This is a genomic window from Fusicatenibacter saccharivorans (assembly GCF_027667425.1).
GTDB classification, from domain to species: Bacteria; Bacillota; Clostridia; order Lachnospirales; family Lachnospiraceae; genus Fusicatenibacter; species Fusicatenibacter saccharivorans.
In genome coordinates, this window is sequence record NZ_JAQEGR010000009.1 from 143,414 (window position 1) to 162,342 (window position 18,929).

Annotated in this window: 19 protein-coding genes and 1 other RNA gene; 17 read left to right on the forward strand and 3 right to left on the reverse strand. The window is 46.3% G+C overall.

Annotated features, from left to right (window positions below; translation table 11 throughout):
- The first annotated feature begins 32 nt into the window (after positions 1-32).
- The 13 genes from rnpB to PGS38_RS10355 all read left to right on the forward strand — a co-directional run bounded on the left by rnpB (position 33) and on the right by PGS38_RS10355 (position 11,440).
- Positions 33-383, forward strand: an RNA gene (rnpB, locus tag PGS38_RS10295) — RNase P RNA component class A.
- Positions 384-565: 182 nt separating this feature from the next.
- Positions 566-1,162 carry a Maf family protein gene (locus tag PGS38_RS10300; protein ID WP_117510305.1) on the forward strand — a complete coding sequence of 199 codons (597 nt, stop codon included), beginning with the start codon at positions 566-568 and terminating at the stop codon, positions 1,160-1,162.
- A gap of 16 nt (positions 1,163-1,178) precedes the next feature.
- Complete coding sequence (locus tag PGS38_RS10305; protein ID WP_118594895.1) at positions 1,179-3,353, forward strand: M3 family oligoendopeptidase; 2,175 nt, start codon at positions 1,179-1,181, stop codon at positions 3,351-3,353.
- 233 nt (positions 3,354-3,586) lie between these two features.
- Positions 3,587-3,796, forward strand: a complete 210-nt coding sequence (locus PGS38_RS10310; protein WP_022462744.1) for a FeoA family protein — start codon at positions 3,587-3,589, stop codon at positions 3,794-3,796.
- Between the two features lie 19 nt (positions 3,797-3,815).
- The gene (locus PGS38_RS10315; protein WP_022462745.1) at positions 3,816-4,037 is read left to right on the forward strand and encodes a FeoA family protein; all 222 of its coding nucleotides are present in this window, start codon (positions 3,816-3,818) and stop codon (positions 4,035-4,037) included.
- A 116-nt stretch (positions 4,038-4,153) separates the two neighbouring features.
- A complete protein-coding gene (feoB, locus tag PGS38_RS10320) occupies positions 4,154-6,304 on the forward strand; it encodes a ferrous iron transport protein B (RefSeq protein ID WP_022462746.1) in 2,151 nt (716 codons plus the stop codon).
- Between the two features lie 97 nt (positions 6,305-6,401).
- Complete coding sequence (locus PGS38_RS10325; protein WP_022462747.1) at positions 6,402-6,536, forward strand: FeoB-associated Cys-rich membrane protein; 135 nt, start codon at positions 6,402-6,404, stop codon at positions 6,534-6,536.
- A gap of 33 nt (positions 6,537-6,569) precedes the next feature.
- Complete coding sequence (locus PGS38_RS10330) at positions 6,570-7,025, forward strand: transcriptional repressor (protein WP_022462748.1); 456 nt, start codon at positions 6,570-6,572, stop codon at positions 7,023-7,025.
- 176 nt (positions 7,026-7,201) lie between these two features.
- On the forward strand, positions 7,202-7,513 hold the full coding sequence (locus tag PGS38_RS10335) for a DUF6110 family protein (protein WP_022462749.1): 312 nt from the start codon (positions 7,202-7,204) through the stop codon (positions 7,511-7,513).
- A 97-nt stretch (positions 7,514-7,610) separates the two neighbouring features.
- Positions 7,611-9,698, forward strand: a complete 2,088-nt coding sequence (locus PGS38_RS10340) for a heavy metal translocating P-type ATPase (RefSeq protein ID WP_118594894.1) — start codon at positions 7,611-7,613, stop codon at positions 9,696-9,698.
- Positions 9,699-10,062: 364 nt separating this feature from the next.
- A complete protein-coding gene (locus PGS38_RS10345) occupies positions 10,063-10,353 on the forward strand; it encodes a DUF2325 domain-containing protein (protein ID WP_022462751.1) in 291 nt (96 codons plus the stop codon).
- Between the two features lie 18 nt (positions 10,354-10,371).
- Positions 10,372-10,926, forward strand: coding sequence for a DUF3793 family protein (locus PGS38_RS10350; protein ID WP_055228382.1), 555 nt, complete (start codon positions 10,372-10,374; stop codon positions 10,924-10,926).
- Between the two features lie 91 nt (positions 10,927-11,017).
- Positions 11,018-11,440: a flavodoxin gene (locus PGS38_RS10355; RefSeq protein WP_022462753.1), complete on the forward strand. Its 423-nt coding sequence runs from the start codon at positions 11,018-11,020 to the stop codon at positions 11,438-11,440.
- Between the two features lie 94 nt (positions 11,441-11,534).
- Here PGS38_RS10355 and PGS38_RS10360 read toward each other — a convergent pair whose 3' ends face one another.
- Positions 11,535-12,689, reverse strand: a complete 1,155-nt coding sequence (locus PGS38_RS10360) for a DUF4317 domain-containing protein (RefSeq protein WP_022462754.1) — start codon at positions 12,687-12,689, stop codon at positions 11,535-11,537.
- 275 nt (positions 12,690-12,964) lie between these two features.
- Between PGS38_RS10360 and PGS38_RS10365 the strand changes: the two genes are divergently transcribed.
- The 4 genes from PGS38_RS10365 to nadC all read left to right on the forward strand — a co-directional run bounded on the left by PGS38_RS10365 (position 12,965) and on the right by nadC (position 17,709).
- Positions 12,965-14,179: an AI-2E family transporter gene (locus PGS38_RS10365; RefSeq protein WP_242991186.1), complete on the forward strand. Its 1,215-nt coding sequence runs from the start codon at positions 12,965-12,967 to the stop codon at positions 14,177-14,179.
- A gap of 384 nt (positions 14,180-14,563) precedes the next feature.
- Positions 14,564-15,472 (forward strand): quinolinate synthase NadA, encoded by a 909-nt coding sequence (nadA, locus tag PGS38_RS10370; RefSeq protein WP_118594893.1) that lies wholly within the window; start codon positions 14,564-14,566, stop codon positions 15,470-15,472.
- Positions 15,473-15,512: 40 nt separating this feature from the next.
- On the forward strand, positions 15,513-16,889 hold the full coding sequence (locus tag PGS38_RS10375; protein WP_118594892.1) for an L-aspartate oxidase: 1,377 nt from the start codon (positions 15,513-15,515) through the stop codon (positions 16,887-16,889).
- A complete protein-coding gene (gene nadC / locus PGS38_RS10380; RefSeq protein ID WP_022462757.1) occupies positions 16,855-17,709 on the forward strand; it encodes a carboxylating nicotinate-nucleotide diphosphorylase in 855 nt (284 codons plus the stop codon). The genes PGS38_RS10375 and nadC overlap by 35 nt, the downstream gene beginning before the upstream one ends.
- A 141-nt stretch (positions 17,710-17,850) precedes the next feature.
- On the opposite strand, the gene PGS38_RS10385 is transcribed toward nadC, so the two are convergent.
- Both PGS38_RS10385 and PGS38_RS10390 read right to left on the reverse strand, forming a co-directional pair.
- Complete coding sequence (locus PGS38_RS10385) at positions 17,851-18,483, reverse strand: SdpI family protein (protein ID WP_022462758.1); 633 nt, start codon at positions 18,481-18,483, stop codon at positions 17,851-17,853.
- Positions 18,467-18,751 (reverse strand): autorepressor SdpR family transcription factor, encoded by a 285-nt coding sequence (locus PGS38_RS10390; protein ID WP_022462759.1) that lies wholly within the window; start codon positions 18,749-18,751, stop codon positions 18,467-18,469. Before PGS38_RS10390 ends, PGS38_RS10385 begins: the two co-directional genes overlap by 17 nt.
- Positions 18,752-18,929: the final 178 nt, after the last annotated feature.

An 18,929-nucleotide genomic window follows, 5' to 3' on the forward strand; every position in this document is an offset into this window, starting at 1 on the left:
GATTATTAACTGTCTGATGTTCCGTTTTTGACAAAGTAAGATATGTAATCGCGGCTGGCAGGACCGAAAGGGGCCAGGTGAGGAAAGTCCGGGCTTCGCAGGGCAGGATGCCGGATAACGTCCGGCGGAGGCGACTCCAGGGATAGTGCAACAGAGAGATACCGCCAGGTTTTTTCTGGTAAGGGTGGAAAGGCAGTGTAAGAGACTACCGTTTCTCTGGTAACAGAGAAAGCCATGTAAACCCCATCCGAAGCAAGACCGAATAGAAAACGTATATGGCTGCCCGTCATGTTTTCAGGTGGGTCGCTTAAGGGGACTGGCGACAGTTCCATTGGATAGATGATTACACACGACATAACCCGGCTTATCGTTTTGCTTTGCATAAGACGGAAATTCAGGCATCTGGATAAAATAAGTACGCCGGGAACGGACACGAGTGGATTGTGTTTGTTCCCGGCGTACTTATTTTATCCGGCCATCTGGCGCAAGCCGCACATTCCCGCGGACCGCTGCATGGTGTGAAAAAAATGCATGTCATGAAAGAAAAAATAAAGGAGACAGCAGGATGAAAGTGATATTGGCTTCGGGGTCACCCAGAAGAAGAGAGTTGATGGAGATGTTGGGAATACGGTGTAAGGTTCAGGCTTCAGGGGCGGAAGAAGTTGTGACGTCTGCGGAACCGGAGAAGGTTGTGGAGGAGCTTTCACGGCTGAAATGTCTGGATGTTGCGGAGATTACCGAAGGGGATGCCGTTGTGATCGGGGCGGATACGGTTGTGGCTTTTGAAGGGGAGATCCTTGGCAAGCCGAAAGGGATAGAACATGCCAGAAGCATGATGCAGCAGTTGCAGGGAAGGGTGCATCAGGTGTATACTGGAGTTACGATTGCGGTAACAGAGGGGGACGCAAAGCGTGTGGTATCGTTCTGTGACCGTACAGATGTAGAGTTTTATGCGATGACAGAGGAGGAGATAAACGGGTATCTTGCTCTTGAGAAAGAGGGGGAGGCTCCTGTGTGGTCGGATAAGGCTGGAGGATACGGAATTCAGACGGTGTTTGGGACAAAGTTTGTGAAAGGAATCCAGGGAGACTATTATAATGTGATGGGACTGCCGGCGTCCCGGGTTTATCATGAGTTGAAAAATCTGGGCGTTCTGGAATAGAAGGAGGTAAGAGAAGATGAAAAAGTTTTCGGAAATTGAATACGTAAGGCCGGACATGGAGGCAGAGCAGGAAAAAGTAAGAGCGTATACGAAGGCGCTCAAAGAGGCAAAATCATATGAGGAGCTGCGCGGACTTTTTATGGAAGAAAAAACGCGCGAGGATGCCTGGGCGACAATGGCGGAAGTGGCGCAGGTAAGATATACGGTGGACACCAGAGATTCGTTTTATGAAGGAGAGGTTCAGTTCTGGAATGAGACGATTCCGGCGATCCATCTGCTGATACAAAAGGCAGAGAAGGTGATTCTGGAGTCTCCGTTTATCAAAGAGTTTGCAGAGGAGTTTGGGGAATTCTTTGTGAAGAATATGGAGGTTGGCCAAAAATTAGCGGACGACTGTATCGTGGAGGATCTGATCGAAGAGGCGAATCTGACGCAGCAGTACAGTAAAATTACGGCGAATGCTTCGACGAAATTTAAGGGCGAAACGTGTAATTTTTATGGACTTCTGAAGGCGATGCAGAGTACGGACCGCCAGATGCGGAAAGAGGCGATGACGGCATGGGGAGATTTGTATGAAGAGATTTCCGGGGAGCTGGATGCGCTGTATGACAAGCTGGTTCCGCTGCGCGATAAAATTGCGAAGAAGCTGGGATTTTCTTCTTACATTGAATTTATTTACCTGAGCTATGGAAGATACGATTATACGGCGGAGGATGTTGCAAGGTTCCGTGCGCAGGTGAAGGAGAAGATTGTACCGCTCTGCCTGGAGCTTCGGAAGGAGCAGGAGAAACGGCTTGGAGTGGACAGGCTGCATTATTACGATGAGGAGCTGATTTTCCCGGAAGGAAACGCGGTTCCGGAAGGAACGACGGAGGAACTGGTTGCGAAGGCGCAGAAGATGTACCATGAGCTGTCGAAAGAGACGGGTGAGTTCTTTGACTTTATGGTGGAGCATGAGCTGTTTGACCTGGAGACGAAGCCGGGAAAACAGACAGGCGGTTACTGCACATTTCTGAATACGTTCAAGGCGCCGTTCATCTTCTCCAACTTTAATGGTACGAGCGCGGACGTTGATGTTCTGACTCATGAGGCGGGCCATGCATTCGAGGCGTATACGGCGGCAAAACAGATTCCGTTTATGGATATGGTATTCCCGACAAGCGAGGTGGCGGAGATTCACTCGATGACAATGGAGCATTTCGCATACCCCTGGATGAATGCATTCTTTGGAGAGAAAGCAGATGATTACCGTTATGCGCACCTGATGAGCGCGCTGGAAGTGATTCCGTACATGGTATGTGTGGATGAGTTCCAGCATAAGGTATTTGAAAATATCGGCATGACGGCCAAGGAGCGCCGTGCGATCTGGCATCAGTTAGAGCTGACCTATATGCCATGGAGAAATTATGACGGCCACAAGTTCCTCGAGGAGGGCGGTTTCTGGATGCAGAAGCAGCATATCTTTGTGAACCCGTTCTATTATATTGATTATGCGCTGGCACAGATCTGTGCTTTCCAGTTCTTTGAGCGTTTCAAAAAAGAGCCGGAAAAGGCGTGGGGCGATTATTACCGTCTCTGCCAGGCAGGCGGAAGCAAAGGATATTTTGCACTGCTGGAGCTGGCCGGACTGAAGAATCCGTTCGTGGATGGAACGGTGGAAGAAGTCGTTGCGGGACTGAAGCCCTATTTAAAACAAAAAGTAAAGTATACGATCCGTCCGGTAAAAGAGGAAGATCTGAAAAAGGTAGCCGAGGTGGAGGCGCTATGTTTCCCGGCTGCCGAGGCGGCAGGTTATGAAGACTTCATGGAGCGGTACAAAACCTGCAAAAACAGCTTTTTTGTAGCGGAAACTGAAGATGGCGAAATCGCAGGCTTCTGCAATGGCTGCTGTGCGGATACCGATTATCTGGCGGATGCACTCTACCATGACGCCACGCTGCACAACCCGGACGGCGATTATCAGATGATTTTCGGACTGGACGTCAATCCGAAGTTCCAGAAACAGGGCATTGGAGAAGCACTGATGCGTCATATGGTAAAAAGCGCAGGAGAGCGTGACAAAAAAGCCGTTGTTCTTACATGCAAGGATCATATGATTCCATTCTACAAAAGGATCGGATACGAATATATCGAACTTTCCGACTCGACGCATGGCGGTGCAAAATGGCATAAGATGATGTACCGTTTCTAAAAAGAAATGGAAAGCAAAAAGGGCAGAACAGGGAGATACGAAATTTCTCTGTTCTGCCTTATTTTTCAAAAAAACAGGGCTCTTAACGAAGGCTTTTTCTCAGTAACGGAGTAAATTTCAGAAAAAAATACAAAAAAATAGTAAAAAAGCAGTTGACATCTAACGTACGTTAGCATATACTAACAACTGAAATAGAGATGAAACTCATTATCATACACAGGAGGTAATTGACTATGCCTTTAACGATGGCAAATCCAGGCGAATGTTACACAATCAGAAAAGTTGGCGGAAAAGAAGAGACCAGAAGATTTCTTGAAAATCTTGGCTTCGTCGTTGGCGGAAACGTGACAGTCGTATCGGAAATCGACGGCAATCTCATCGTGAATGTGAAAGATTCCAGGGTAGCCGTTGGAAAAGATATGGCAGCCAAAATCCTGATTTGATAGGAAAGAAGGAGAGAAGATGAAGACTTTAAAAGAGACTTCCGTAGGAGAAACCGTTAAAGTTGTAAAACTCAACGGCTCCGGTCCGGTCAAAAGAAGAATCATGGATATGGGAATCACCAAGGGTGTTGACGTATTCGTGCGCAAAGTTGCTCCGCTCGGCGATCCGGTCGAAGTAACCGTCAGAGGATACGAATTATCCTTAAGAAAAGCAGATGCCGAAATGATTGAAGTAGAGTAAATTTTTTTTGCCTGCTTGTTAGCGAATGCTAACAAAAGCAAGCTGTGGCCAATATTGGTAAGGCTTGTGAAGTTATTAAAATCAGTAAAAATCAAAGAAAGAGGGGCATGGAAAAAATGGCAATTAAGATTGCACTCGCAGGAAACCCGAACTGCGGTAAGACAACATTGTTCAATGCACTGACAGGCTCCAACCAGTTCGTAGGAAACTGGCCAGGTGTAACCGTCGAGAAAAAAGAAGGAAAGCTCAAAGGCCACAAAGATGTCACCATCATGGACCTTCCGGGTATCTATTCTTTATCTCCGTATACACTGGAGGAAGTGGTAGCCAGAAATTACCTGATTAATGAAAGACCAGATGCGATCCTGAACATCGTAGATGGTACCAACATTGAGCGTAACCTGTATCTGTCCACACAGATCATGGAACTTGGTATTCCGGTGATCATGGCTGTCAACATGATGGATATTGTTGAGAAGAACGGAGACAAAATACATATCGACAAACTGGCGAAAAAGCTGGGCTGTGAAGTTGTAACCATCTCTGCTCTGAAAGGAACCGGAATCAAAGAAGCTGCTGATAAAGCAGTGCAGATTGCACAGAAAAAAGGTGCTGCTGTACCGGTTCATGAGTTTGACAAGGATGTGGAGGCAGTCATCCGCACCGTTGAGAGCAAACTCGGAAGTGATATTGTAAATGAGCAGAAACGCTTCTTTGCAATCAAACTTCTGGAGAAAGATGATAAGATCACAGAGCAGATGAAATCCGTTCCGGATGTATCTGCCGAGATCAAACAGCTGGAAGACAAATTTGATGACGATACCGAGAGTATTATTACAAACGAGCGTTACGTTTATATTTCCAGCATCATCGGTGACTGTGTCACAAAGAACAAGAAAAACGCCATGACAACATCGGATAAGATCGACCGGATCGTAACCAACCGCTGGCTGGCACTTCCGATCTTTGCAGTTGTTATGTGGGTTGTATATTATGTATCTGTCACAACAGTAGGTACTTTTGTAACGGACTGGACCAACGATGTACTCTTTGGAGAGATCATTCCGCCGGCCATTGAAAATCTGCTGAACGCGATCCACTGCGCTGACTGGCTGCAGGGTCTGATCCTGGATGGTATTGTTGCCGGTGTTGGTGCCGTACTTGGATTCGTACCGCAGATGCTGGTACTGTTCCTGTTCCTGGCATTTCTGGAGTCCTGCGGTTACATGGCGCGTGTTGCATTCATCATGGATCGTATCTTCCGTAAATTTGGACTTTCCGGAAAATCCTTCATTCCGATGCTGATCGGAAGTGGTTGTGGTGTTCCTGGTATCATGGCTTCCCGTACCATCGAGAATGACCGTGACCGTAAAATGACCATCATGACAACAACGTTTGTACCTTGTGGAGCAAAACTTCCAATCATCGCCCTGATCGCAGGCGCCCTGTTTAATGGAGCTTCCTGGGTTGCACCAAGTGCTTACTTCGTTGGTATCGCAGCAATCATCTGCTCCGGTATCATCCTGAAAAAAACAAAACTGTTCGCTGGCGATCCGGCTCCGTTTGTTATGGAGCTTCCGGCTTACCACTGGCCGACGGTAAGCAACGTTCTCCGCAGCATGTGGGAGCGTGGCTGGTCTTTCATCAAAAAAGCCGGTACGATCATCCTGATGTCTACCATCGTTCTGTGGTTCCTGATGAACTTCGGATGGGTTGACGGATCCTTCGGAATGCTGGAAGCTGAGCAGTTAAATGACAGTATCCTGGCTTCCATCGGAAGCGTGATCGCTCCTCTGTTTGCACCTCTTGGATGGGGCGACTGGAAGATGGCTGTTGCAGCTGTTTCCGGACTGATCGCAAAAGAGAACGTTGTTGGTACCTTTGGTATCCTGTTCGGCTTTGGTGAAGTTGCAGAAGACGGTGCCGAGATCTGGGGACAGCTCGCAGGAAGCTTATCTACGGTAGCAGCTTATTCCTTCCTGGTATTCAACCTTCTGTGCGCACCGTGCTTCGCAGCAATGGGTGCAATCAAACGTGAGATGAACAATACCAAATGGTTTTTTACTGCAATCGGATATCAGACACTGCTTGCCTATGTTGTATCCCTGTGCATCTATCAGATCGGTAACCTGTTCATCGGCGGCGGTTTTGGAATCGGAACGGTAGTTGCTGTTCTGCTCATCATCGGATTTGTATATCTGCTGGTAAGACCTTACAAAGAGAGCGCAACTCTGAGCGTTTCCACCAACAAAATGTTCAGCAAATAATTGCTGTGACAGATAGAGAACATGTATCTGATGAAGAGTCCGTATCCGGCATCCGCTGCAGGATGCGGACTCTTTTGAAAAGAAAGGAGTTGTTTCTATGGGAACTTTTATCACACTTGTAGTCGTTGTTGGTCTGGTAGGACTTGCAGTACGCAGTATGATTAAAGATAAAAAAAGCGGCAAGGGAAGCTGTGGTGGTAACTGCGGGCAGTGCAAGGGACATTGCGACTGACAGGACAGGAATCATCATCAGGAGGTAGAACGTATGCCGCAGGAACAGACAAAGCATGAAGCCAGAAATTATCACAGAACACAGATGAAGCGAGAACTGATTATTCAGAAGCTCCGGGAACAGGGATGCAGAATAACCAGACAGAGACGGATTCTGCTCGATATTATCCTGGAAGAGGAGTGCTCCTGCTGTAAAGAAATTTACTATAAAGCTCTGCAGAAAGACAGCAGCATCGGGCCTGCTACGGTGTATCGCATGGTGAATACACTGGAGAGCATCGGTGCAATCAGCCGCAAAAATTTTTACAAGATTGCCTGTGGAGAAGAATGCTTCAAAGATCAGGGCTGTACCGTAGAACTGAGCGATCATACCATCTGCCGCTTAAGCGGAGAGATGTGGATGGACGTGATGAAATCCGGACTGAAGGCAAAGGGCTATATTCAGAATCAGGATATTGAAAATGTGATTGTTTCAGCGGTGGAAGGCTGAAAAACGGGGAAAACGGGTGAAAATTCCTTCCGTTTTCCCTGTTTTAATGAAAATAATTATCAAAAAGAACTGTACGTATTGTCTAACCGAGCAGGTGAGTGCTATACTGTGAACCACAGCGGGGGAAAATGTAAAATTCAGAAAAAATTTATTTTAATAACAGGAGGAAATGTAATATGACAATCAAAGATTTAAAACATCCAGGACTTTTCGCAGCAGGAGTATTATTCGGAACAGCAGGTATCAAAGCACTGTCCAGCAAGGATGCGAAAAAACTTTACACCAACTGCACCGCAGCTGTTCTTCGTGCAAAGAAAGTTGTTATGGATACGGTAACGACCATCCAGGAGAATGCGGAGGACATCTATGCTGACGCAAAACAGATCAACGAAGAGCGTGAAGCAGCAGAAGAGGCAGTAGAGGATGTAGCTGAAGAGACAGCAGAGGAAGCTGTTGAAGCAGAAGCAGAGGATACGGTTGAGGCATAAGCTGTACACAGCAACATCTGATTTACGTCGTATTCATACGGAAAAAACAAAACGCCTGCAGAATTCTCTGCAGGTGTTTTTCTAGGAGGCATAAGATTTGAAATTTTATATTAAACACGAAAGCAGAGGCAGAATCCGAATCCATCTGGCACAGAAGCGCATGTCCTCCGTACAGGCAGAGACACTGCTGTACTATCTGCAGAATCAGAACCAGGTATCTTTCGCGAAGGTATATGACAGAACCGGCGATGCCGTGATCTGTTACGAGGGAGAACGAGCCGCTGTGATTCGGATGATACAGCTCTTCCACTACGAGGAAGTAGAGCTGCCGACCGGACTGCTTGAGAGCTCCGGCAGAGCGTTAAACAACGAATATCAGGAAAAGCTGATCAGCAAAGTGATTTACCACTTTGGAAGAAAATGGCTTCTTCCGGCACCGATCCGTGCCATCTATACTACGGTTGTTTCCGTAAAATATATCTGGAAAGGAATCCAGACACTGGCACAGGGAAAGATCGAAGTTCCGGTTCTTGATGCAACCGCAATCGGTGTTTCGATGCTCCGCGGCGACTATGGAACCGCAGGCTCTGTCATGTTCCTGCTCGGCGTAGGAGAGCTGCTTGAGGAATGGACGCATAAAAAATCCGTCGGAGATCTGGCACGCAGCATGTCGCTGAACGTCGGAAAGGTATGGCTGAAAAAAGACGGCCAGGAAATTCTCGTTCCGTCTGAAAAAATTGTTGCGGGCGACGAGATTGTCGTACATATGGGAAATCTGATTCCATTCGACGGCGAGGTATCCAACGGCGAGGGTATGGTAAACCAGGCTTCTCTGACCGGAGAATCTGTTCCGGTACGCCGTACCTTAGGTTCCGTTGTCTATGCGGGAACGGTTCTTGAGGAGGGCGAGCTTACCATTCTTGTGAAGCAGACCGGCGGATCCAGCCGTTACGAGAAGATTACCGCGATGATCGAAGAGTCCGAGAAACTGAAATCCGGACTGGAGAGCAAGGCAGAGCATCTGGCAGACCGTCTTGTACCGTATTCCCTTGGCGGAACGGCGTTGACGTATCTTCTGACCAGAAATGCAACGAAAGCACTCTCTATTCTGATGGTAGACTTCTCCTGTGCGTTAAAACTTGCCATGCCGATTTCCGTTCTCTCTGCAATCCGCGAGGCAAACCAGCACAAGATCACCGTAAAGGGCGGTAAATTCCTGGAGGCTGTGGCGGAAGCGGATACGATCGTTTTCGATAAGACCGGAACACTGACAAAAGCGCAGCCGACCGTAGCAGAGGTGGTATCCTTCAGCGAAACAAAGAGCCCGGATGAGCTTCTGCGCATCGCAGCCTGCCTGGAAGAGCATTTTCCGCATTCCATGGCAAAAGCCGTAGTAGACGCGGCAAAAGAGAAACATCTGGATCACGAGGAGATGCACTCCAAAGTAGAATATATCGTTGCACACGGTATTTCTACAACGATCAATGGCGAAAAAGCGATTATTGGAAGTTATCACTTCGTATTTGAGGATGAGAACAGTATCATTCTGGAAGGAATGGAAGAGAAGTTCCGTCATCTGCCGGAGGAGTATTCTCATCTCTATCTTGCCTTAGAAGGTGTACTTGCAGCAGTTATCTGCATTGAGGATCCGCTTCGTCCGGAGGCGGCCGAAATTATCCGTCAGCTGAAAAAAGCAGGTCTGAAAAAGATCGTCATGATGACCGGAGACAGCGAGCGCACGGCAAAAGCGATCGCGAAGAAGGTCGGCGTGGACGAGTACTATGCTGAGGTACTGCCGGAGGATAAGGCAAACTTTGTGGAGAAAGAAAAAGCAGAGGGACGTAAAGTCATTATGATCGGTGACGGTATTAACGATTCACCGGCACTTTCTGCCGCAGACGTTGGAATCGCCATCAGCGAGGGCGCAGAGATTGCGCGTGAGATCGCGGATATCACCGTTGCCGCAGACGATCTGGCAGAAATTCTGGTGCTTCGTATGCTGAGCAACCGTCTGATGAAACGGATTCATAAGAATTACCGCTTTATCGTTACGTTCAATGCCGGACTGATTCTGCTCGGCGTGGGCGGTATTTTACAGCCAACCACTTCCGCACTGCTTCACAATACATCTACTCTTTACATTGGCTTAAAGAGTATGGGTAACCTGCTGGACGAGCCGGTATAAAAAACAGAACAGAATAGCAACGGGAAAGCCGCCGGAGTCTTCTTCTTAAGATTCCAGCGGCTTTTTAACAAAAGCAGGGAAAGTCTCTGCTTCCATTGCGAATATTCTTTCACCAGCGTGATGTGAAAAAGAAAATGATACAATTTTCTCAAGAAAAGCCGGAAAAATTTGCAGGATATCCTTGACAAAATCCGACAAAAACGGTATGATATACCCAACAGTTAGATATAGCTAACTAAAGTACAACGGATAAAACCAAAAATCATACGGGATCCCGGTAGAGGGATTCTTTCTTAAAACACAGGAGTTAGAATAAACTAATTTCAAGTAGCATAAGATAACAACAGAAAGGCAGGTAGAGAAGATGAGTGTCGTAATTATCGGTGGAAATGAAAGAATGGTGTGTCAATATACAGATATCTGTAAAGACTATGGATGTAAAGCAAAGGTGTTCCCGAAAGAGCATGGCTCCGTTAAGAAAAAAATTGGGAATCCGGATCTGATGATTCTCTTTACCAACACCGTATCCCACAAAATGGTCATCACTGCTTCCCAGGAAGCAAAGAAAAACAATATTCCGATCGCAAGAATCCATACCAGCAGTGCCACCGCACTTCGCTCGGTATTAGATGAGCACTGCGCAGCAGCAATGTAAGAAGGAGACGTAAAAGGCATGATTGAGAGATTTCTGATCGAACACTGTTCGGCAACGCTGGCTTCCATCAAAGCCGCAAATTTATGTAATATGACATTTTCATCCAAAGAAGAACTGGAAGATCAGATTTCATACTGGAGTGCCTGTCTGGAACCAAAAGGAATTCACATCTTTGTATTGCGGGAGCATGAGACGAGAGCACTGGTCTATGTGTACCGTGAAGGGCTTCTCCAGAAGGAGCTGGAAAATCCGGAGAATGCAGCGTTTTTAAAATCCTATGGATATGAAAATACAGACATTGCCTATGCACTGAATCGCCTGAAAACCCGGGTAGCAGAGTGTAAAGAAGGATTTCCGCATGAGATCGGTGTGTTTCTCAACTATCCGCTCGGTGATGTGATCGGTTTTATTGAGAACAAAGGCCACAATTATAAATGCAAGGGATGCTGGAAGGTCTATTGCAATGAGTGCGAAACACAGAAAACATTTCAGCGCTATCAGAAATGCAGAAACGTGTATCTGCGTCTCTGGAAGCAGGGAAGAAGCGTTTTACAGCTCACCGTAGCTGTTTAACATAAAATCCTGCATACCATAAAAAGGGCAGTAGGATCGGGGAAAGAAAAATCCCCCGGAATCAGAAAATAAAGAAAGAAGGATTTGAAACATGAGCAAAGTAGCAGTAGTTTATTGGAGTGGAACCGGCAACACAGAAATGATGGCACAGAAAGTAGCAGAGGGAGCAAAAGAGGCAGGCGCAGAAGTTTCTGTTCTGACTTGCGCAGATTTCTCTGCGGATGATGTAGATGCATACGATGCAATCGCTTTCGGATGCCCGGCTATGGGGGCAGAAGAGCTGGAAGATACCGAGTTCGAGCCAATGTTCTCCGCATGTGAATCCAAACTCTCCGGAAAGAAAATCGCTCTGTTCGGTTCCTATGGATGGGGAGACGGCGAGTGGATGCGCACCTGGGAAGAAAGCTGCAAAAATGATGGCGCCGAGCTGGTATGCGACAGCGTGATCTGCGCAGACGCGCCAGATGATGAAGCTGAGGCAGCATGCATTGCACTTGGAAAAGCACTCTGCTAAGCATAAATAAAAGGAAGAAAAAGCGGCAGCCCTTTTGTCTGGGACTGCCGCTTTTTTTTTCGGACAATGAGAAAGACTCGCTGTCATTTGGCTGTTAAAATTCGGTATCATCCGCATCGGATGGCCGTGACGGTTTTAAAAGAATTCCGTTGATTTCCACTTCATCGGCTGCCTCGATCAGAATATACGGTGTTCCGTCGATCGTACGGGTTTCGATGAGCTGGGCCTTTTCCGGGCTGACTTTGATGATAACATCCGGGGTGCGGATCTCGTAGTTCCGTGTACTGGCCACGTTCGAGGCAACGAAGCTTGCTTTCTCATCCGCAATGGATTCGTACTTCTCGTCGAACTCGTCAAGCTGTTCATTCGGTACGCCGCTGCTGGCGAGCAGACGTTTTACCTCGTGTTTATCGAGCACCACCGGTTCCGGATCGTCTTTCCGCTCTTCAATCATGGTATTTAAGTTCTCCTGAATGGTCATAACAGTAGAAAAATCACAGGCGGAATCGAGAGTTTCTTCTATAATAGACTGAAACGTTTCTTTCTGAGATTTCGCGGAAAGCGGCGCCTGACAGCCCAGGAAGTGGTCGAGAAAGTCCGGCTGATCCATCTCTGCGTTTTTCGTGAAATACAGCAGATTGTGGATATCCGTGTTGCGGTCTGTGAAGGCCGGGAAGAGAAAACCGTTTTCCGGTGCGCCGACCACCCAGTCCTGCACGCGGTTTTCAATCGTATTGTGGGACACATTGTAGCAGAGACCCGGTTTGTCGAGTTTTACCGGGCAGATGCTGCAGAGGATAAATTCATAGACGTAATCGGAAGCATCGTCCATATCCAGATTATCAGAAGCGCGTCCCGGTACATCGTATGCACCATGGATCAGAATAATATAGTAGTTTTCCGGATAGAGATAATCCGCCATCACCTTTTCATAAAATTCATCAATCAGCGCTTCGTCCTTCAGCTCACTGTTGCGGAGTTTTAAGAGAAACTCCTGTGTGCCGCCCTCACTTTCCTGGGAGAGCGGGAACTCCATATTCAGCAGATTCTTTCCGATGGTACCGGAGAGGGTGCTTTTAAAAATCTTAAAATACTTAAACATTTCTTCCTCTTCGAGAGAGAGAAACGCTTCTTTTAATTTTGTCTTAATATTCTTTTCCGCATCCACATAGCATCCGCAGATTCGCGTGATCGCACAGTGGGATGGGGTAAACAGTTTTTTAATTTCGGCAATTTCCTTTTTGTTCATATAGAATGCTCCTTTATCAGCAATTTCGTATCTTAGACAAGTACTTTCTATTATAGACCATAGGGAAGGGAAAAGGCAAGAAAGAAAATAGCGACTATATCTTATTATACTTTAAATATAATTTCAAAAATCTTGACAGAGGTACCGATTCTGTTATACGATTAGGTCTAATAAAGGGGAGTAATTTGAGTTTGAAAATTTGCGTTTGCAAGTTTTCCGATTATTCAGCTACTTAAATGGATACGCATGAAATTAAGAAAAAGAGGAGAATGATAGTGGATATAAGTAAAAAATCTGTAAAAAAAATCCGGGAACTTATTGTGTTTACAGCATTTCTTGTGGTCGCACTGTGGAAGTTTAATGTGGTACTCGATGTGTTGAAAGCAATATGGGGGATCGTATTTCCATTTGTACTTGGCGGAGCGATCGCATTTGTGACCAACGTGCCAATGAGCTTTTTGGAAAAGAAAATTTTTGGAAGGGCAAAAAAAGAAAATAAGATAGTCGAAAAACTGGCAAGACCGATAAGCCTGTTCCTCACGATCGTATTTGCGGTTGGCGTGATTGTACTGGTGATGTTTGGTGTGATTCCGCAGCTTACGCGGACAATAGGAACCCTGATGATGAGTATCGCTGATTTTATTCCGCAGATGCAAAGCTGGATCCGGGAGTTTTCCCATAATAACCAGGAAATCATGAAGCTTGTAGATCAGGTACAGTTTAATCCGGATCAGGCGATCAAGTGGGGGATAAGCCTACTTGGAAATGGTGCAGGAAATATGATGAATATCACAATGTCAGCAGTGGGTTCCATAGTTAGTGGATTGGCAGCCTTTTTTGTTGCATTTTCCTTTGCCTGCTATGTCCTTTTTCAGAAGGAAACGCTGCAGGTGCAGATTCGAAAAGTATTTTTCGCTTTTCTTCCAAAGGAAAAAGCAGATGCTTTTCTTAAAGTCTGCTCTCTGACTTATCAGACATTTGCAAATTTTCTTACAGGTCAGTGTCTGGAAGCCGTGATCCTTGGCTGTATGTTTGTTGTGATATTGAGCATTTTGAGGATGCCATATGCACTTTTGATTGGAGTTTTAATTGCGTTTACGGCATTGATCCCGATTTTCGGAGCCTTCATCGGGTGTGCAGTGGGAAGCTTTTTGATCTTTATGGTAAATCCGAAACAGGCAATTTTATTTATTATAGTATTTCTGGTGCTGCAGCAGATCGAGGGAAATCTGATCTATCCTCATGTTGTGGGTGAGTCTGTAGGGCTTCCATCGATTTGGGTTCTTGCAGCAGTTACGATCGGCGGAAATCTTATGGGAATTATAGGTATGCTTGTTTTTATTCCGTTGCTTTCCGTGTTCTATACTATTTTTCGGGAATTCGTATATCTGCATCTGAAAAAAAAGCATATCAAACAGGTGACAAAGACAGAAATAGAAGAAGATACGGCGGAAGAAATGGTAAATAGTGAGATACCAGAGGTGAAATGATAGAATCCCGTCTTTGACAGCTGTATGGTGATAAAACGGTTACAAACCCAGTAAATATGGGTATTGTGGCCGTTTTTTTTTGTAGATCATTATTCAACCGTCAAACTTCCGGGTGTTTTTTATAGCAGTCCCAGAAAATAATGCAAAACTTCAGCACTGCAGAACGTGAATTACTGCGTCACAGATTTTTGTATCTTAGACAAGTACTTCCTATGATAGACTACAGGGAAGGGAAAGGCAGGAAAGAAAAAAATGTACAATGGATATTACAACTGTCTTGTCACATGACAAAAGTTGTGGTATACTAAGCGCTAAAGTGTTAAAAAAATATCACGATTCAGGGTTCTGAATCGTTATAGTAAAAATAGGAAGGAAACAAAACCAATGGATACCAGAAGAGAAAAGCTGGAAGCATTAAAGAAAGAAAAAAACGCTGTCATCATGGCACACTATTACGTGCCGGATGAGGTGCAGGAAATTGCCGATTACATCGGGGATTCGTATTACTTAAGCGACATGGCGACGAAAGTGGACGCCAGTGTCATCGTTCTCTGCGGCGTTCGTTTCATGGGTGAGAGCGCCAAAATCTTAAACCCGGGCAAAAAAGTACTGCTCCCAGATCTGCATGCCGACTGTCCGATGGCTCACATGGCAGCGATTGAAAAAATCAAGGAAGTCCGGCAAGAGTACCCGGATGTGGCTGTCGTATGCTATGTCAATTCCACCGCGGAATTAAAAAGTCATTCCGACGTCTGTGTCACCTCCTCCAACGCAGTAAAAATTGTAAAAGAACTGCCGAACCACGACATCTTCTTTATCCCTGATGAGCATCTTGGTACCTATGTGGCTGAGCAGGTGCCGGAGAAACATATCATCTTAAATGACGGTTTCTGCCACGTACATGCTGCCATCCGCCCGGAAGCCGCAAAGGCTGCAAAGGAAGCGCGCCCGCAGGCAAAGCTTCTCGTTCACCCGGAGTGCAGAAGTGAAGTCGTTGCACTTGCCGATTATGTCGGAAGCACCGCAGGCATCATCAAATATGCCGAGGCAAGTAAAGATACCGAGTTTCTCGTTGCAACCGAGCTTGGTGTTTTCGCGGAGCTGAAAAAGCGCTGCCCGGATAAGAAGTTTTATGCAGTGGGAAATACGCAGATCTGCCCAAATATGAAAAAAGTAACATTGGACAAATTAATAGAAGCACTGGAAAACGAGGAGAATGAAGTTCTGTTAAGCGAACAGGAAATTTCAGACGCACATGCGCCGCTGTTAAGAATGCTCGAGCTTGCAAAGTAACAAAATAAGCAGAACGCAGAAGCGGAAAAGAGGAAACGAAATGAAAAAGTATTATGATGCAGTGATTGTAGGATGCGGTGTGGCAGGATGCTTTACGGCACTTCATCTGCCCCAGGAAGCCGATATTCTGATGATAACAAAAGCAGATACCGAGGACAGCGACTCCTTCCTCGCACAGGGCGGTATTTGTGTTCTGAAAAACGAGAGCGATTACGATGCGTTCTATGAAGATACGATGCATGCCGGGCACTATGAAAATACGCCGGAATCCGTCGACATTATGATCCGTTCTTCCCGAAATGTTATCAATCAGCTCATTGCCTGGGGTGTGGATTTCCGTCGCGATGAGAACGGAGAACTCTGCTATACGAAAGAAGGCGCACATTCTACCAACCGCATCCTGTTCCACGACGATGTAACCGGAAAGGAGATTACGAGCAAGCTTCTCGCGCAGGTAAAAAAGCTGCCGAACGTGACGCTTCTTGCGCACACGGAAATGTGTGATATTCTTTCCGGCAAAAATGGCTGCGAGGGTGTTCTGATCCGGGATGAAGAAGGAAAGCTGGTTCCGGTTTATGCCAGGGATGTGATCTGGGCGTGCGGCGGTATTGGCGGAATTTATGACAATTCTACGAACTTCCCGCATCTGACAGGAGATGCACTTGCAATTGCGATCCACAGGAACGTAGCACTGAAAAATGTCAATTACGTACAGATTCACCCAACAACGCTGTATTCCCAAAAGAAAGGCCGCCGTTTCCTGATTTCCGAATCTGTCCGCGGAGAGGGCGCTGTACTGCTCGATAAAAATGGCGAGCGTTTCACCGATGAACTGCAGCCGCGTGACATGGTATCCCGTGAGATCCACCGTCAGATGGAAAAGGACCACACGAAGCACGTATGGCTTTCCCTGAAAACGATTCCGCTCGATGTAAAAGAACGGTTCCCGAATATTTACCAGAAATGCCTGGAAGAGGGATACGATATCACGAAAGAACCGATTCCGGTTGTACCGGCACAGCATTACTTTATGGGCGGCGTCAAGGTAGACAGCAATAGCGAAACGACGATGGATCATCTGTATGCAGCAGGTGAGACGAGCTGCAACGGCGTGCACGGTGCAAACCGTCTGGCAAGCAATTCTCTGCTGGAGAGCCTTGTATTCGCAGAGCGCGCGGCAAAGAAGATGGCTGCCGAATGGGCCGCAGAGGGTCTTGTAGAGAACGCAGACCGCAAAGAAACGGCAACGGAGCCGAAGGAAGATGAATGGAAGCTCCTTGCAAAACGGTACGATATTAGAAAAGAAGATTACCAGGATATGGAAGAATATGCAGAACGCTGCAAAGAGAGCATCTGGGATGCGATCAGAAAGGAAGACAAATATGAATCCAATCACAAGAACACTAAATGTGGATAATCTGCTGCTGTTGGCGCTGCAGGAAGATATCTCCAGTGAAGATGTAACCACGAATGCTGTCATGCCAGAAGCCTGCCAGGGAACGGTACAGCTTCTCTGCAAACAGGACGGCGTCATTGCCGGTATGGAAGTATTTGCAAGAGTATTTACGCTGCTCGATGAGAAAACCGAGATTATTCCGTATGTGAAAGACGGCGATGAAGTCAAAAAAGGCGATCTGCTCGCAACCGTAAACGGCGATATCCGTGTTCTGCTGTCCGGTGAGAGAACCGCGCTCAATTATCTGCAGCGGATGAGCGGAATCGCAACGTATACGAGAAGCGTTGCGAAGCTGCTCGAAGGTTCCAAAACGACCCTTCTCGATACCAGAAAAACGACCCCGAATATGCGTATTTTTGAAAAATATGCAGTCAAAATCGGTGGCGGCCAGAATCACCGCTACAATCTGTCCGACGGCGTTCTGTTAAAGGACAACCATATTGGAGCTGCAGGCAGTGTCACAAAAGCGATCGAGATGGCACGCGATTATGCTCCGTTTGTGCGTAAGATTGAAGTCGAGTGTGAAAACCTCGATATGGTCCGCGAAGCAGCAGATGCAGGTGCCGACATTATCATGCTCGACAATATGACTCCGGCGCAGATGAAAGAGGCGGTAGCCGTCATCAACGGCAGAGCAAAAACCGAGTGCTCCGGAAATGTGACAAAAGAAAATATCGCCACTATCCTCGACACCGGCGTAGACTATGTTTCCAGCGGTGCACTGACGCATTCTGCACCGATTCTTGATGTATCATTGAAAAATCTGCATCCAATAGAATAAGTATAAAAATAGGAATCATTTCCTTATAGATATAAAAATCGCGAAATAAAAAAGCTTCTGTTCCTCCCGGAAAAAGGGAAGAACAGAAGCTTTTTTAAACAGGAAACTTCGTTGAATTTTCTTATAAAAAATTCTCCGGGTTTAGATTCCTTTTTTAAACAGGAGAAAGGAATATCCGATCGGAATCAAAACCAGCGCTGCGATCGTGAGAAATAAAATCCATTCAAGCTGCAGAAAGCTGTTTACGATCATGGCAACGCCGCCGATGATCCAAACCCAGCCGGCGAGGCGGTGAGTGCGGTTCCAGTTTTCCTGACTGTGAAGGGTCCATGGAACCTTGATGCCGGTTGTGTAGTTCTGTTTGCATTTTGGCATGTAATTGCCGATGAGAATAAAGAGAAGGCCGACAATCCCATTGCTAACAAAACCGATATCAACTGCGATGCCGACTGCGTTTGCGTAGATGGAGCAGCAGACGATCAGAGAGGTTACAGGTATGATCCACAGAACAAGACGGATCATCTTCGGGCCGATGTTCTGCCGCTTCGGATCAGAAAAAGTGAGAACAGCGGTAAAAATCTGCAGAGCGGCAAGAAACAGAGGAATACCGATCACTGCCATCGTTTTGCTGCTCCAGCCGTTTGGAACATTGTTTGTGCCAAAATGGGTGGCAATGGTGTCCGGCATGCGATTCCAGAGCAGAAGTCCGATCACCATCGGAAAAAGAGAAATGAGTGTTGTCAGAATCAGTGTTGTTTTATATTTTTTCCACATCAGAAGTGCCTCCTTTGAGCTCTGAAATCCAGAGCATGATTTCTTCCAGGACGGAAGTGTTGAGTTCATAATAAATAAAATTTTTCTCCCGGGATTCCAGCACAAGGTCTGCTTTTTTCAGAATACCGAGATGGTAGGAGATGGTTGCACCTGCCATATCAAAGTGCGATCCGATCTCCCCGGCAGAAAGTCTTTCGTTTTTCAGAAGCTCCAGAATCCTTCGCCGGACAGGATCGGAGAGAGCTTTAAACGTTTCTGCGAATGCCATGGAAACCTCCTTTCCGGCAGTATGAATGCAAATTAATTAGAAATTCATCTAAATACTTTTTATCACATGGAAAGCGAAAAGTCAATAAGCATTTCGAAAAAATTCCAAATAGTTTTATTGTTGATTTTGAGTTGCTATTTTCTGCAGAATACGCTACGATAAGGGAAAAGTTGTAGAA

Bases quoted from the DNA above. Each gene is read 5' to 3' on its own strand.
- PGS38_RS10300 (WP_117510305.1), top strand. From the start codon at position 566: ATGAAAGTGATATTGGCTTCGGGGTCACCCAGAAGAAGAGAGTTGATG.
- PGS38_RS10305 (WP_118594895.1), top strand. From the start codon at position 1,179: ATGAAAAAGTTTTCGGAAATTGAATACGTAAGGCCGGACATGGAGGCA.
- PGS38_RS10310 (WP_022462744.1), top strand. From the start codon at position 3,587: ATGCCTTTAACGATGGCAAATCCAGGCGAATGTTACACAATCAGAAAA.
- PGS38_RS10315 (WP_022462745.1), top strand. From the start codon at position 3,816: ATGAAGACTTTAAAAGAGACTTCCGTAGGAGAAACCGTTAAAGTTGTA.
- feoB (WP_022462746.1), top strand. From the start codon at position 4,154: ATGGCAATTAAGATTGCACTCGCAGGAAACCCGAACTGCGGTAAGACA.
- PGS38_RS10325 (WP_022462747.1), top strand. From the start codon at position 6,402: ATGGGAACTTTTATCACACTTGTAGTCGTTGTTGGTCTGGTAGGACTT.
- PGS38_RS10330 (WP_022462748.1), top strand. From the start codon at position 6,570: ATGCCGCAGGAACAGACAAAGCATGAAGCCAGAAATTATCACAGAACA.
- PGS38_RS10335 (WP_022462749.1), top strand. From the start codon at position 7,202: ATGACAATCAAAGATTTAAAACATCCAGGACTTTTCGCAGCAGGAGTA.
- PGS38_RS10345 (WP_022462751.1), top strand. From the start codon at position 10,063: ATGAGTGTCGTAATTATCGGTGGAAATGAAAGAATGGTGTGTCAATAT.
- PGS38_RS10350 (WP_055228382.1), top strand. From the start codon at position 10,372: ATGATTGAGAGATTTCTGATCGAACACTGTTCGGCAACGCTGGCTTCC.
- PGS38_RS10355 (WP_022462753.1), top strand. From the start codon at position 11,018: ATGAGCAAAGTAGCAGTAGTTTATTGGAGTGGAACCGGCAACACAGAA.
- PGS38_RS10360 (WP_022462754.1), bottom strand. From the start codon at position 12,689: ATGAACAAAAAGGAAATTGCCGAAATTAAAAAACTGTTTACCCCATCC.
- nadA (WP_118594893.1), top strand. From the start codon at position 14,564: ATGGATACCAGAAGAGAAAAGCTGGAAGCATTAAAGAAAGAAAAAAAC.
- PGS38_RS10375 (WP_118594892.1), top strand. From the start codon at position 15,513: ATGAAAAAGTATTATGATGCAGTGATTGTAGGATGCGGTGTGGCAGGA.
- nadC (WP_022462757.1), top strand. From the start codon at position 16,855: ATGAATCCAATCACAAGAACACTAAATGTGGATAATCTGCTGCTGTTG.
- PGS38_RS10385 (WP_022462758.1), bottom strand. From the start codon at position 18,483: ATGTGGAAAAAATATAAAACAACACTGATTCTGACAACACTCATTTCT.
- PGS38_RS10390 (WP_022462759.1), bottom strand. From the start codon at position 18,751: ATGGCATTCGCAGAAACGTTTAAAGCTCTCTCCGATCCTGTCCGGCGA.